Source organism: Cyclobacterium sp. (assembly GCF_014762705.1).
In the GTDB taxonomy this organism is placed as follows: domain Bacteria; phylum Bacteroidota; class Bacteroidia; order Cytophagales; family Cyclobacteriaceae; genus Cyclobacterium.
The window spans coordinates 63,293-77,904 of the sequence record NZ_JABURL010000095.1 but is presented as its reverse complement, the minus strand read 5'-3'; the positions used below and the strand labels follow the sequence as shown (position 1 = coordinate 77,904).

Annotated in this window: 14 protein-coding genes; 7 read left to right on the top strand and 7 right to left on the bottom strand. The window is 41.5% G+C overall.

Annotation, left to right across the window (positions count from 1 at the left end):
- Positions 1 to 11 precede the first annotated feature (11 nt).
- Positions 12 to 1,391: a vanadium-dependent haloperoxidase gene (locus HUJ21_RS18530; protein ID WP_291372052.1), complete on the top strand. Its 1,380-nt coding sequence runs from the start codon at positions 12 to 14 to the stop codon at positions 1,389 to 1,391.
- A 23-nt stretch (positions 1,392 to 1,414) separates the two neighbouring features.
- On the top strand, positions 1,415 to 2,800 hold the full coding sequence (locus tag HUJ21_RS18525; RefSeq protein WP_291372051.1) for a vanadium-dependent haloperoxidase: 1,386 nt from the start codon (positions 1,415 to 1,417) through the stop codon (positions 2,798 to 2,800).
- Here HUJ21_RS18525 and nadD read toward each other — a convergent pair whose 3' ends face one another.
- Genes nadD through HUJ21_RS18505 form a run of 4 tightly spaced genes read right to left on the bottom strand, consistent with a single transcriptional unit; the run spans position 2,801 to position 4,837 of the window.
- Positions 2,801 to 3,367: a nicotinate (nicotinamide) nucleotide adenylyltransferase gene (nadD, locus tag HUJ21_RS18520; protein WP_291372050.1), complete on the bottom strand. Its 567-nt coding sequence runs from the start codon at positions 3,365 to 3,367 to the stop codon at positions 2,801 to 2,803.
- A complete protein-coding gene (gmk, locus tag HUJ21_RS18515; protein WP_291372049.1) occupies positions 3,364 to 3,945 on the bottom strand; it encodes a guanylate kinase in 582 nt (193 codons plus the stop codon). Before gmk ends, nadD begins: the two co-directional genes overlap by 4 nt.
- A 6-nt stretch (positions 3,946 to 3,951) precedes the next feature.
- Complete coding sequence (locus HUJ21_RS18510; RefSeq protein WP_166147446.1) at positions 3,952 to 4,224, bottom strand: anti-sigma factor; 273 nt, start codon at positions 4,222 to 4,224, stop codon at positions 3,952 to 3,954.
- A 22-nt stretch (positions 4,225 to 4,246) separates the two neighbouring features.
- A complete protein-coding gene (locus HUJ21_RS18505) occupies positions 4,247 to 4,837 on the bottom strand; it encodes a sigma-70 family RNA polymerase sigma factor (protein WP_291372048.1) in 591 nt (196 codons plus the stop codon).
- 116 nt (positions 4,838 to 4,953) lie between these two features.
- Between HUJ21_RS18505 and HUJ21_RS18500 the strand changes: the two genes are divergently transcribed.
- Positions 4,954 to 5,847, top strand: a complete 894-nt coding sequence (locus HUJ21_RS18500) for a lysophospholipid acyltransferase family protein (protein ID WP_291372047.1) — start codon at positions 4,954 to 4,956, stop codon at positions 5,845 to 5,847.
- Positions 5,848 to 5,922: 75 nt separating this feature from the next.
- Here the strand turns inward: HUJ21_RS18500 and HUJ21_RS18495 are convergent, their stop codons facing one another.
- On the bottom strand, positions 5,923 to 6,075 hold the full coding sequence (locus tag HUJ21_RS18495; RefSeq protein ID WP_291372046.1) for a hypothetical protein: 153 nt from the start codon (positions 6,073 to 6,075) through the stop codon (positions 5,923 to 5,925).
- Between the two features lie 330 nt (positions 6,076 to 6,405).
- Here HUJ21_RS18495 and HUJ21_RS18490 point away from each other — a divergent pair, with 330 nt between their 5' ends.
- Positions 6,406 to 7,458 (top strand): PAS domain-containing sensor histidine kinase, encoded by a 1,053-nt coding sequence (locus HUJ21_RS18490; RefSeq protein WP_291372045.1) that lies wholly within the window; start codon positions 6,406 to 6,408, stop codon positions 7,456 to 7,458.
- Between the two features lie 15 nt (positions 7,459 to 7,473).
- On the opposite strand, the gene HUJ21_RS18485 is transcribed toward HUJ21_RS18490, so the two are convergent.
- Complete coding sequence (locus HUJ21_RS18485; protein ID WP_291372044.1) at positions 7,474 to 8,862, bottom strand: sigma-54 dependent transcriptional regulator; 1,389 nt, start codon at positions 8,860 to 8,862, stop codon at positions 7,474 to 7,476.
- Between the two features lie 381 nt (positions 8,863 to 9,243).
- Here HUJ21_RS18485 and HUJ21_RS18480 point away from each other — a divergent pair, with 381 nt between their 5' ends.
- The 3 genes from HUJ21_RS18480 (at position 9,244) to murA (ending at position 13,570) form a co-directional block, all read left to right on the top strand.
- Complete coding sequence (locus HUJ21_RS18480; RefSeq protein ID WP_291372043.1) at positions 9,244 to 11,487, top strand: UvrD-helicase domain-containing protein; 2,244 nt, start codon at positions 9,244 to 9,246, stop codon at positions 11,485 to 11,487.
- Between the two features lie 95 nt (positions 11,488 to 11,582).
- Complete coding sequence (locus tag HUJ21_RS18475; protein WP_291372042.1) at positions 11,583 to 12,263, top strand: DUF4290 domain-containing protein; 681 nt, start codon at positions 11,583 to 11,585, stop codon at positions 12,261 to 12,263.
- On the top strand, positions 12,263 to 13,570 hold the full coding sequence (gene murA, locus HUJ21_RS18470; RefSeq protein WP_291372041.1) for a UDP-N-acetylglucosamine 1-carboxyvinyltransferase: 1,308 nt from the start codon (positions 12,263 to 12,265) through the stop codon (positions 13,568 to 13,570). The genes HUJ21_RS18475 and murA overlap by 1 nt, the downstream gene beginning before the upstream one ends.
- 2 nt (positions 13,571 to 13,572) lie before the next feature.
- Here the strand turns inward: murA and HUJ21_RS18465 are convergent, their stop codons facing one another.
- Positions 13,573 to 14,598, bottom strand: a complete 1,026-nt coding sequence (locus HUJ21_RS18465; RefSeq protein ID WP_291372040.1) for a type IX secretion system membrane protein PorP/SprF — start codon at positions 14,596 to 14,598, stop codon at positions 13,573 to 13,575.
- Positions 14,599 to 14,612: the final 14 nt, after the last annotated feature.

Sequence of the window (14,612 nt, the reverse complement as noted above, 5' to 3'; positions counted from 1 at the left end):
ATCCTTTTTTAATGAAATGGAAAGTAATGTTTATTCGACATATATTCCCGGCCAGGCCGCTTCATTTGGCTTTGGCCCTTGCCCTTGCGGTGTCCTGCAATACTACTTTGGAAAAAAAACCAATTGAGGCTGAAACCATTGGTTGGATTACGGAAAAGATGACTGACCTCATGGTGCACGACATCACCAATCCCCCTTTGGCAGCCAGATTTTATGCCTACGCCTGCTTATCCGGTTATGAGGTAATTGCACTTGAGAATGAGGATTATCCTTCCTTCTCTGGATTTATAAATGGTCTTTCTCCCATCGAAGCACCAGATGAGGAAAGCCCTTCACCATCCCTGAGTGCTGCATTTGCCATGATACATACTTCTGCCAGCATGCAACCTTCTGGTATGGAAATGAAAGCTTTTAAAATGGCCCTGACAGACTCTGCTGCTGCCAGGGGATATACAGAAGAGGAAATCAGTAAAGCAGCAACTTACGGTGAAAATATCAGCCAACAAATCCTGGCTTATGCACAGGCGGATAAATACAAGGAAATAAGTAACTATCCCCGGTACCAGGCATCTACAGAAGAGGGCAAATGGTACCCCACACCTCCCGGTTACTTTGCGCCGGTTGAGCCTTATTTCAACACTGTCAGGCCATTTGTGCTTCAGTCCTCTGACCAATTTAAACCCCTGCCTCCTGAAGCCTTTTCTACAGATTCCAATTCCAACTTTTTCCATTTAATGAAAGAGGTTTATCAGCTGGAGATGAATAAAGAACAAAGGGAAATAGCAGCCTTTTGGGACTGTAATCCATTTGCTTTACAGGAAACGGGACACCTGATGGTGGGTATCAAACAAATTTCACCCGGAGGACATTGGATGGGAATTACTGATATTGCCTGCCAAAAAGCAAAGCTTGGGTTTGAAGAATCTATGAAAATCAATACTTTGGTGGCTTTAGGATTAATGGACGGATTTATCAGTTGTTGGGATGAAAAATACAGGAGTGATCGCATCAGGCCTGAAACGGCTATCCGGAAATACCTGGATCCAAATTACCAACCCATGTTACAAACCCCACCCTTCCCTGAATACCTGAGTGGACACTCCACCATATCCACCACATCCGCCGTGATCCTCAGTCATTTCTTTGGTGATGATTTTGCCTACACAGATACGGTGGAAGAAAAATATGGTCTGGGCACCAGGGATTTCGATTCCTTTATGCAAGCTTCCGAGGAAGCGAGCATTTCCAGACTTTATGGTGGCATTCACTTTATGGATGCCATTACCAGGGGACAGGATCAGGGCAAGAAGGTGGCTAATTGGATAATTGGGCAATATCAGCAGCATATTTTGAATTCGGAGAAAAACCTGACTGAAAAACAGACGAATTAGGATAATTTAGTTTTACAATTAATATGATGAATTCTTCACCAAAAAAAATTCAGGTCAGGCACCTTTTGATTCCGCTGCTCCTGATGCTTTTCACGGCTTCGTGCAAAGAAAATGAGGCGTATAAAAGTTTACTGGAAGAACATTATTTTTTGGTAGATGCCAATGGAGCGCTAACGGATGTAATTGTGCACGATATATTTTCCCCTCCGGTTGCGAGCAGGATTTATGCTTATCCGTCCATCGCTGCCTATGAGGTGGCAGCATTGGCTGACCCGGAACAATATACTTCCCTAATGGGTCAGTTAAATGATTCCAAACCCCTTGCCATAACTATTGAAAATGAGGAGAAAATCAACTTTCATTTGTCCGCACTGGCGGCATACTGTAAAGTGGCCACTAATATGATTTTTTCAGAACAGGACATGGTGGCATATAAAGAGGCCGCCTATGAAAAGATTCTAATGGCGGGGATGCCAAAAGCCGATTTTGATGCTTCTGTTCATCTGGGGGAAGTAGTGGCAGATGAAATTATGGCCTATGCTTCAAGGGACAATTACCATCAGAGCAGGTCCTTTGAAAAATACACCATCAACAATGACCCGGGTTCCTGGAAGCCCACCCCACCCGCCTATATTGAGGGAATCGAACCTCATTGGAATAAAATCCGGACTTTTTTCCTGGATTCGGCTGACCAGTTTATCCCTCCTCCTCCTCCACCATTCGACACCATCCCGGAAAGCCGGTTTTTTCTGGATGCAAAGGCGGTAATGGATGCAGGCAACCAAATGAATGAGAATCAGGAGGAAATAGCCTACTTCTGGGATTGCAACCCCTATAAGATGAATGTAAAGGGGCATGTGATGTATGCGGAAAAGAAAATCACTCCGGGCGGACATTGGATGGGCATTTCAGGTATTGCATCCAAAGCCGGAAACCTGGACTGGAAACAAACCGCGGAAGCCATGGCTGTAACATCAATATATCTTTTTGATGCCTTCATCTCCTGTTGGGACGAAAAATACAGAAGTGTTTTGATTAGGCCTGAAACGTACATCAACCAATACATGGATCAGGATTGGCTGCCCCTTCTCCAAACACCTCCTTTTCCTGAATATACCAGTGGCCATAGTGTAATCTCCACAGCAGCCTCTATCGCCCTGACAAGGCTATTGGGAGAACCTTTCCATTTTATGGATTCCACCGAGGTAAAATATGGTTTAGGTATCCGTGAATTTGATTCGTTTAGAGAAGCTGCGGAGGAGGCTGCAATCAGCAGGTTTTACGGGGGAATACATTACCTTCCGGCCATTGATCATGGTGTTGACCAGGGAAAAGCCATAGCGAAACAAATTAACGAAAAAATCAGCACCAGGAAGGAAATCACAACCAACACCGCCCTAAAGGACTGATTAGAGAAAAAATTTCTTGTCCCGGATATAATCCAAAACATGAGGATGCAGCAGGTACCTTACCGATCCCCCTCTCTGTATGGTTTTCCGGATAAAAGTGGCCGAAATATCCAGTAAAGGAGCTTCTACGTAACGGATGTGCTCATGGTCAATACTTTTGTTCCTGCCAGGTCTGGGGTATACATACATTCCATATTGCTTCAAAATTTCCTGGCTGTTTTTCCACTTGTGAAAATGGTTGAGGTTATCACCTCCCAGTATCAGGTGAAATTCATTCCCAGGATGTTTCTCAGAGAGATAGGTCAAAGTGTCTATGGTATAACTGGGCCTGGGCATATGAAACTCCACATCCTTTACCCTGAAATTAAAATTGTCCGCAGTGGCCAATTCTACCATTTTTAACCGGTCAAATTCATGTAGGAGAGATTTGCTGGTCTTAAGGGGGTTTTGTGGAGATACCACAAACCAAACTTCTTCCAGGTCGGTCTGATCCTGCATGGAATCGGCAATGATCAAGTGGCCAATATGAATCGGGTTAAAGGAGCCGAAAAATAAACCAACTTTCAAACCTTATTGGATTCAATAAAATTCCTGACAAGTGTTTCTGCTTCTTTGAAGGAAGTATCAAGATCCTGATTCACCAATGTCACATCAAACTTACTTTCAAATCCCATCTCAAACTTGGCCTTGTAAATCCTTCGCGAAAGACTTTCCTCAGAATCGGTACCCCTGTCCCGGAGTCGTTGGGCAAGATCCTCCATGGAGGGTACTTTTACGAATATTGCCAGGGCTTTTTCTCCAAAATATTGCTTCAGGTTTAATCCACCCTTGACATCTACATCAAAAATCACATGTTTGCCCTCATCCCATATCCTTTGGATTTCTTCCTTTAAGGTACCATAAAAATTACCTTCGTAGACCTCTTCCCATTCGATAAAAGCATTTTGGTTTATTTTATTTTGAAACTCTTCCGGACTTAAAAAATAATAATCCTTTCCGTTTTCTTCTTCCCTTCCCCTTTTATCCCTGGTACAGGCAGATATAGAAAATCCAAGTTGAGGCATTTCCTGAAGCAAGTGTTTGACGATGGTTGTTTTACCCGAACCCGACGGGGCCGAAAAAATGATGGCTTTGCCCTGAGACATGAAATTTTATTTGATTTCCTGAATTTTTTGCCGAATGCTGTCCTTCAATTCTGCAGGCACCATGTGTTTGGTGCATTTGCTTTTTAAGACCTCCCGAATTACTTTTTCAAGATGATAATGTTCAAAACAAGGTTGGCATTTGGCCAGTTTCTCATCTAAGATTTCCTTTGAACCTGAGGATTCTTCCCCATCCAGAATGCTTTCCAACAGTTCGAAGCATTTACTTTCATCGTTACAGTTCAATTTTCTCTTGCTGGATGTGTTTAGATCTTTGTCCATTTCACGTTTTTCTATTCAAATATTAATCTTCCTCTGTATCATAGCCCATATTTTCGGCGTAAGAACGAAGTTTGTCCTTCAAAAGGTTCCTTGCCCGGTGTAGCCTGGAACGAACTGTCCCTATTGGAATATCCAGGATCTTGGCCATTTCTTCATATGTAAAACCCTCCAGGTCGCAAAGAATGATAACAGTCCTGAAATCAACTGCCAAACTGTTTAGGGCATTGGAAATCTCATCGCCCAACATGTCTTTGACGGCATCTACCCTCAAATCCGAGGTCATATTATAATCAACATTATCCGAGTTATAATAAGTTTCAACTTCCTGATAATCTACCTTGGAGGGTTGCTTGCTTTTCTTTCTGTACTCGTTGATAAAACTGTTTTTCAAGATCCTGAAAAGCCAGGCTTTCGCATTTGTCCCTTTCTCAAAAGAATTGATAAAACGGTATGCTTTCAGGTAGGTGTCCTGCACCAGATCCTTCGCATCATCTTCATCAAAGGTCAACCTGAAGGCAAAATTGTACATGGAGTCAATATGAGGCATGAACTCATGATCAAAAATGCTGTTTTTCTCTTTATCTGAATATTTTTTTCGCTGTACTTCGGACATAGGCCTTAAAATTACAAATTGGCTTTATTTATAACTAATTTTAGCCAAGAAAGTCATCATAATTTCATTATTTTGATTTTTCTTTTTGACATCCAATTAATGCGGTTGAAAAACAAATGATCTTTATCCGTCTGATTTCCATGCTTCCTCTGGGCGTTTTATACGTTTTTTCAGATTTGCTTTATCTGATTGCCTATTACCTGATAGGGTACAGGAAAAAAGTCGTACAGGAAAATTTGGCCAATGCGTTCCCAAATAAAAATAGTGCAGAGAGAAAACAAATTGAAAAGGATTTTTACAGAAACTTTACCGACTCCCTGGCTGAAACCATCAAGTTACTTACCATGGGCAAAAAGGAGATGAATAAAAGATTCCTTACCAAAAACGCACACCTGATTTTTGACCGGGTGGATAAAGGAGAGATTGTAATCGGTATGTGCGGTCATTTTTTCAACTGGGAAGGACACCTTTTGACCGTCTCCTCAGAGGTACAGGGAAAATGTGAAACCATTTATACAAAAATAAACCATCCCTTTTTTGAAAAATTGATGCAAAACATACGGGGAAGAATGGGAGCCAAAATTACTGAAAGGAAATCCTTTCAGCGAACCTTTTTAAAAGACAGACTGGTACCAAGATTAATCGTATTGGCTGCAGACCAAAGGCCCAATCAAATGGAAATCAGGTACCGGACCCTATTCATGAACCGCCAAGCTGCATTTTTTGAAGGAGGTGAAAAACTGGCGAAGAAATTTGGCCTTGCTGTCATATATGCCTACACCAGCAAACCCAAAAGAGGGTATTATGAATTTGAGTACCAGCTATTGGCCAGTCCGCCATATGCCAGCAATGGCCCTCATTCCATTACCGAAAAATTCATCGATCTGGTAGAAAAAAATATAAGGGACCAACCCTCCTTGTATCTCTGGACCCATAACCGATGGAAAAACCAAGGCAAACCCAGGTCACAGGACAACTTCACGAGATACGATAAACCTCAATATAAATAACCCTGCCATCTTGGTACCTGAGGGTTTTATCCAATGTTGAATGATATCCTTTTGCCATAAAATTGTATCGATCACTTATTCTACCCCATGATTTTTCTTTTCGGAACTTTTTTTCAAATCCTGTGAGTTAAAGGTTCCTTTAAATCTTTGGCTCTTTGCTACCTGACCAGCAAAAACATTGTCCGCATGGAAAAATTCAAACTTCTTTTTGCTTTTATTTTTTTTCATTCTGTTAGGTTTTGTTAATGGCTTAGTTTCTCCTTGAGGAAGCGGAGTTCTTAATTTCTTCAAGAAATATCGGGCCAGGGCACCTGCTTTTTGATAAAAAAATTTAAAAAATACAAACTTTTTTTATCGTAAAATAATATTTTGTTAAAATTTCAAACAATGAAATAATATTACTTTTACCAAAGTTATTTAGTTTTTAATTTTTAGATACAAAGAAAATTCAGAAACAGAAACAAACCACATTAATTCGATTCGGGGTGTTTTTTTCCCATCATGGGTAAAATTGCACGATTTATGGTTTATCCAGGCTGAAACCAATCTTCATGTATTATGTTGAAGCCTGATTCTTACCGGGATGCTTTTCAAAAATCCCATCAAATTTTATTATTGGCTGATTGCAACTACAACGTTTTGGATGCCAATGAAAGCGCAATTCGCCAATTGGGTTATACCGTTGAGGAATTCAAAAAAATGAGTGTTCCGGATTTGTTTTTTCATGAGGAACAAGGTAAAAAATTCACCCAAGAGATTTGCATCAAGGATAACGTCATCAATTGGGAATACCTTTTAAAACGCAAGGATGGCCAAGCCATAACGGCTCTGCTGACTGGTGATAAAATCAGCGAAGAAGGGAATATCTACTTGCTGAGTGCCCAAAACATTGGTGAAATAAGAAAAGAAACCACTGCAGTTATTCGGAAAAATGAACTTACAGCTACCAAATCCATGAATCACCTCATCGTTCATGAATTAAAAAACCTATCCTATGGAATAGGCCTGGCAGCGGATGAACTCAAAGATAGCATAGAGAAGATACCAAAATATTTGTCTGACAGTATCGATTATATTGAAGAAAACAACATGCGATTGGGCAAGACCATAAAGTCCTTGCTGGAATTCGACAAAAGCTTTGATTTGAATTTCACGCTATTGAATATCAATGAAATAATCGAAGAGGCCATTGAAACCAACCGCAATAAATTCAAGTTGATGGATATCCAACTTAAAGTAAACCTGACAAAAAATGAATTTTTCTACCCAATAGACCGAGACAAATTATTGATGGCTTTTAACAATATCATTAACAATGCAATCGAATCCATACTAAACAAGGACGGAATTATTTGCATTAGTTCCAAATCGGCCAACCAGAAATCTATAGTTCGTATTTCGGATAATGGAATAGGAATGAATAAAGATGAGCGCACCAATCTCTTCAAACCTTTTTATACCACCAAACCTAAAGGAAACGGGATGGGCCTATACACGGCAAGGGAAATTCTGCTGGGCCATCAGATTGGATTTTACCTGGAAAGTGAAAAAGAAACGGGGAGTACTTTTTCACTTTACTTTGATAGAAAAAACCTGGAACCCAACACCTAATATCAAGGTGGGCCCTTAGGCCTTTACTTCAAATCTTTTTAATTTTTGATAAAGGGTCTTTCGGTCTATATTTAGCAACTCGGCGGCTTTGGTTTTGTTATATCCAACTTCAAGAAGTACCTTCCTGATATGCCTTGCCTCGGCGAGATGTGCCTGGGATTTTAAGTCCAACACTGGAAGTTCCTCATCAACTAATGGACCGATCTGTGGTATTTTACCTGCTAAATTCTCATTATCCCGGGCCAGTAAGGAAGCAGGCAGTACAGACCTGGAAATACTAGCTCCATCTTCTGTCAACAGGCAGGCTCTGCGTATGGTGTTTTTTAGCTCCCTGATATTTCCTGGCCAGGAATAATTATTGAACAGAACGTCTACTTCTTCATCTATGCCACAAAAAGATTTGTCCAGTTCTATACCAGTTTTTTCTATATAATGATTGACCAAAAGCGCCAAATCTCTGGGTCTCTCCCTTAGTGGCGGCACCTTGAGGTTAAATTCATTGATCCTGTAATAAAGATCTTCCCTGAAAAGACCCTCTTTTACTTTGCCTATCAGGTTTTCGTTGCTAGCTACGATGATTCTGACATCTACCTCTTTCAATTTGACACTTCCCAATTTCCTAACCTTTCTTTCCTGAAGTGCCCTAAGTAGCATCACCTGAATATCAAGGGAAAGATTGGCTATTTCATCCAAAAAAATGGTGCCACCTTCTGCCAATTCAAATGCCCCTGTCTTGTCCGAAAAAGCCCCTGTGAAGGCACCCTTTTCATGACCAAAAAGTTCGCTGGCCCCAATCTCTTTGGAAAGGCTTCCGCAATCAATTGGAATAAAAGGACCATTGCACCGTTTGCTACATTGGTGTAGCAATCTGGCTATGGATTCCTTGCCGGTACCCGTTTCTCCTTCTATTACTACCGAATAGTTGGTAGGACCTACAAGGGAAAGAGACTTCATCAATTTCTTCGTTGATTCGTCCCGCCCCATTACCAGTTCCTGCTCAGGGGAAACCTCATTATGCTTGTCAGGATAATGTTTTCCCTTTGCTTTGGAACTCAGTGCCATCTTTATGGTATCCAGCAAATCATCCGGCCTCAGTGGTTTTTCAAGGTATTGATAAACCCCTTTCTTTACCAGGCCTATTGCCACTTGAAGGTTAACATAGCCAGTAATAAAAATGACCACCGCATCAGGGCTTATCTTTCTGATTTCAGGATAGATGGTACTCCCATCATAATCTCCCAGCCGGTAATCACAAAGTACCACATCAAAATGCTCCTTTTGAAGTTTTTTTAGTCCCTGTCTGCCGCTAATGGTGGTTTCAGTTTCAAAACCCTTCTTTTGTAAATATCCTGAAAGCAGTTTGCAAACAGAAATTTCATCATCAATAATGAGGATCTTATTCATATAGAAATTGGTGTCGGTTTGAATACAAATAGCTAAAAAGTGAATAAAACGACCTGAAATTAAAAATTTCCAAATTTCTGCAAGCAGGTACCTTTATGTAATTACTGCCAGGGTGAACTGGACACATTCTAACTATGATATTGACAAAATTAAAGATTAACTCATACTTTTCACAATATTTTTTCTACCAAATGAGCAAAACATGATTTAAAAGGAAATAAACACTATTTTTCAAACAGCAAAACCCCAATACCATTAATTTTGCACTTAAATATGAGATGCTGACATTTCAAAGGCAGAGCAGGATTAGGTAAAAAAGAAATGGTACCTTTGCAGTCTCTAATTATCCATCCCCGGGAAACAGAAACTTGAATAACGTTTATGGATTATCTAGCAAGCCTCAATCCCCCGCAAAAAGCCGCCGTAGAAAGGACGGAAGGACCTGTTATGATCATTGCCGGTGCCGGATCAGGTAAAACAAGGGTATTGACCATTCGGATTGCCCACCTGATCCATGCCAGACAAGTGGATCCCTTTCAGATTCTTTCCCTGACCTTTACCAATAAGGCTGCGAATGAAATGAAACAGCGCATTGAAAAACTCATTGGGCTGGAGGCCAGAAACACCTGGATGGGAACTTTTCACTCTGTTTTTGCCAAAATATTGCGGGTGGAAGCTCATAAATTAGGCTATCCGGGAAATTTTACGATTTACGACACCGATGACAGCAAATCCCTTATCCGCTCCATTGTCAAAGAGATGCGCCTTGATGACAAGGTTTACAAGGCCAATACGGTATTGTCCAGGATTTCCGGAGCCAAGAATCGGTTGATTTCCTGGGAAACTTACATTAACGATCCTTTCATTCTCGCAGATGATGAGGCTGCCATGAAGCCCAAGGTGGGAGAAATCTATAAAAATTACCAAAAAAGACTTTTCAGGTCGTCTGCTATGGATTTTGACGATCTGCTGTTCAATACCAATGTGCTTTTCAGAGATCATCCTGATGTCCTTAATAAATACCAGCAACGCTTCAGGTATGTCATGGTTGATGAGTTTCAGGATACCAATCTTTCCCAATACCTGATCACCAAAAAACTGGCAGCCGTGCACCAAAACATTTGCGTGGTGGGGGATGATGCACAAAGTATTTATGCGTTCAGGGGTGCGGATATTCAAAATATATTGAATTTCGAAAAGGATTATCCCGATCTTTTTATCGTCAAATTGGAACAAAACTACAGGTCCACCAAAAATATCGTGGATACTGCCAACTCGATTATTGCAAAAAATAAATCCCAACTGAAAAAAAACGTCTGGACGCAAAACGAGCATGGCGACCTGATCGAACTGATGAAGGCTTCATCAGACAATGAAGAGGGCAGAATGGTAGCTACCACGATATTTGAAGAAAAAAATAACAAAAAACTCAACAACAGTGATTTTGCCATCCTTTACAGGACCAACTCCCAATCCAGGTCCATGGAGGAAGCGCTCCGGAAGCTGGGTATTGCCTACAGGATTGTGGGAGGGCTCTCCTTTTACCAGAGAAGGGAAATCAAAGATCTGATGGGATACTTCAGGTATGTGGTCAATCAAGAGGATGAAGAGGCGTTTAAACGCATCATCAATTACCCGAAAAGAGGAATCGGCAATACCAGCGTGGAAAAAATGATGGTGGCCGCCTATGAGCATGACATACCTTTATGGGAAGTCATCACCAATAGCAAAAGCTTCCTTCCCGGCCGGGCTGCCAATGCTGTGGAGGATTTCAGTACTACGATCAGAAGTTTTAAAATAGAAGCAGAAAGAAAAGATGCCTTTGAGGCCGCCACAAGTATTGCCAAACAATCCGGGCTGCTGAGAGAATTGTATGAAGACAAAACCATAGAAGGCCTGAACCGGTATGAAAACGTCCAAGAGCTGCTGAATGCCATAAAGGAATATGTAGACAATCCGGAGAATGAAGACAAATCGCTGGGAGCTTTTTTACAGGAAATTGCCTTGCTTACCGATGAAGACCAAAATAAGGACAACCAGGATACTGTGACGCTGATGACCATCCACTCCTCCAAAGGTCTGGAATTCAAATATGTCTTTGTAGTAGGCATGGAGGAAGATCTCTTCCCGTCTCAGATGATGATGCAGAGCCGTGAAGATCTGGAAGAGGAAAGAAGGCTCTTTTATGTGGCCTCTACCCGGGCCATGGACAAACTCTACCTGAGCTATGCACTGACAAGGTACAGGTATGGCAGGCTGCTGAATTGCGAGCCCAGTAGGTTTTTAGAGGAAATTGATCCTGCTTTTATAAAAGTAAACAAAAAATTGAGTTCGCAACTGTCCAGCAGCTTCAGGGAAAGCGAGGGTAGCAGTGGTTTTGTGGGCCTCAAAAGACCTGCTGTCAGAAACACTACAGCCAGGGTACATAGCCCCAGCCCGGACTTCAAACCTTCCAACACCAATAACCTGGCAGCCGGTGATAAAATAGAGCATCCCAAGTTTGGCTTTGGAAAAGTCATGACCATAGAAACCGAAGGCGTCAACAGAAAAGCACATATTCACTTCGACCATTTTGGAGATAAAACATTATTACTTAGCTTTGCAAAGCTTCGCATAGTAGAATAAATATTTTGATTGCGGATACCAAAAACATTTGAGACTGGCTAATGCATATTTTTTAGTATATTGACAAAAGTTCAGGAAACTTAAATGCAGGTATCATGAGAGACAATGAAAAGCCTATAAACAAAGTTATTTTGAAAGAATACGGAAAAAACATCCAGAAATTAGTGGATTACGTTAAAACTGTCCCTGATCAGGAAAAAAGGACGGAATATGCCTTTGCTCTGGTGGAATTGATGAAACAACTCAACCCACAGCTAAAAAGCGAAAGTGACCAGAAATTATGGGATGATATGTACATCATGTCTGACTTTGAATTGGAGGTCGATGGTCCTTTTCCCATGCCTCTAAAAGAACTTCTGGGGAAGAAACCTAAAACTGTGGGCTATCCTGAAGGTGAAGTTAAATTTAAGCACTACGGCAGAAACATTGAAAAGCTCATTGAAAAAGCCATAGAGATCGAGGATGACGAGGAACAGGAAATAGCCCTGATTTATATCGGACAGTTAATGCGCAGTTTCCATTCTACCTGGAACAGGGAAAATTTTGATGATGCCATCATATTGGAGGATATTAAAACCCTCTCAAAGGGAAAATTACATATTGACCTGGACAAGGTTAAGGAAAACGGACTTTTTGAAACCAGCATGAGAAGGGATTTCAAGAGTAATGTCAATGCCAGCACATCCAATTCCAACAACAACAACGGAGGAAGGAGAAATTATAGCGGGGGAAAAAGAAGAAACAACAACCAAAACAATAAAAAAAGAAGGAATTAATGGCATCATTTCGGGTAAAAGGAGGCACCCAACTCAAAGGTGAGATAACTCCTCAGGGCGCAAAAAATGAAGCCCTTCAAATACTTTGTGCGGTGCTGCTTACTTCCGAGGAGGTCACCATCCACAAGATCCCCAATATAAGGGATGTCAATAAATTGATTGAACTGCTCTCTGATATGGGTGTGGTGGTTGAAAAAAAAGGACCCGAAAGCTATTCCTTTAAGGCCAAAAACATCAAACTCTCTTATCTGGAAACCGGGGAATATTTGGAAAAAGCCTCGGGTCTGAGGGGATCCGTGATGCTTTTAGGTCCGCTTCTCAGCAGGTTTGGTAAAGGAAGAATCTCAAAACCCGGAGGAGATAAAATCGGGAGGCGGAGGATGGATACCCATTTCACGGGCTTTCAAAAACTAGGTGCCAGGTTTCATTATGACTCCAAAAAAGGCATTTATAAAATTGATGGAAGCAAGCTCACAGGGGCTTACATGCTATTGGATGAAGCTTCTGTAACTGGAACGGCCAATATTATCATGGCAGCCAGCATGGCCAGGGGCAAGACCACCATTTACAATGCCGCCTGTGAACCCTATATTCAGCAACTTTGCCTGATGGTCAACAGCATGGGAGGAAAAATCAAAGGCATCGGTTCAAATCTTCTGGAAATAGAAGGAGTGGAAAGTTTAAAAGGCACCTCGCATACCCTGCTTCCCGATATGATTGAAATTGGCTCCTTCATCGGACTGGCTGCCATGACCCAATCCGAAATCACCATCAAAAACGCAAGGGTAGATAAACTTGGCCTGATTCCGGAAACCTTCCAGCGCCTGGGAATAAAGCTCGAAATCAAAGGAGATGATATTTTTATTCCTGCCCAGAAACATTACGAAATCGAGACTTTTATAGACGGTTCCATACTGACTGTTTCTGATGCCATCTGGCCGGGATTTACGCCGGATTTGCTTAGCATAGTACTAGTCGTGGCCACTCAGGCCAAGGGGACTGTTTTGGTACACCAAAAAATGTTTGAGAGCAGGCTGTTCTTTGTAGATAAATTGATTGATATGGGAGCCCAGATCATCTTGTGTGACCCCCACAGGGCGACTGTAATTGGATTGGACAGAAAATATCCCCTAAAAGGTATCAGAATGACCTCTCCGGATATCAGGGCCGGGGTGGCCCTGCTGATCGCCGCCCTTTCATCTGATGGCACTTCGATAATTGACAATGTGGAACAAATAGACCGGGGCTACCAGTATATTGACCAAAGACTCAATAATCTGGGAGCGGATATTGTCCGGTTTGATTAATCTTAAAACCGGAAACAGGGAATTATGGTACTCCTTTTATTTCTTTCCTTGGGATCTCCATACAAAAAGGAATACCTAATGGATATTTCATGAGCCCCTGCCGAACTTCCCAGCGTGAGTTTGGAGGAAGTGAAATCATAGCTGTACCCTATATCTATGCCACTGTTGAGTGCTACACCCAGCAAACCAACGATAGACTCATTGTTGGGGAGTTGGTATTTGACCGGAAATCCCCGGTACCAAACACCCAAAATTAAAGGTTCTATGAAAATCTGGGCACCGAGATCAAGTTGGTTAAATGGATCTTGCCTTTTATAATTAAACGCAAAGAAAGCTGATCTTTCCTGCCTCGTATTGCTGTAATAATTATTGATCATCCCTTCCCCCAGGTTAAATTTAATCCCCCCGTGAGCTGAAAGCTTCATGGGGAGCTTGCTGATATTTCCATCAATAAAAGAGGTATTGGGTTCGGACAAGTGATGTCCCGAAATTCCAAGCCAAAACATTTGCGTATGGAAGAGCATGCCAAAATTATAATCCAGAAAACTGTGTTTGTAATCATGCCCAAATAACTCCCCACTGAAGTCATCAATATATCCTCGTTCAATGTCCAGTTGGGAACCGAAAATCAAATCTCCAAAATAGGCGTCACGGGAAATGAAACTCGCCTGTCCTCCAAACCTAAGGTAAGTATCTACTCCCAAGTGAAGCTTGTAAGCATAGGCAAGGCCAACTTCATTGGTACTTAATCTGGATTGACTTTCACGGGTGGAGTTGATGATTAGTCCAATTCCGGAATTGATGTCAAACATGTAATGATCAATGTAGGCCGAATAGGAAACGAATGAATGGTCCAAACCCGGCCATTGGTTTCGGAAATTTGCCCCTATCCGGGTGAGTTCGGTTGAGCCCGTAAAAGCTGGATTCAAATATAAAGGAGCAGCATAGAACTGAGAATATTGAATGTCCTGACCCCAGGAAAATCCCCAGGCCAAAAGAAAAACAATCGATACACAAAACTTTTTCATCTCTCCATTAATTT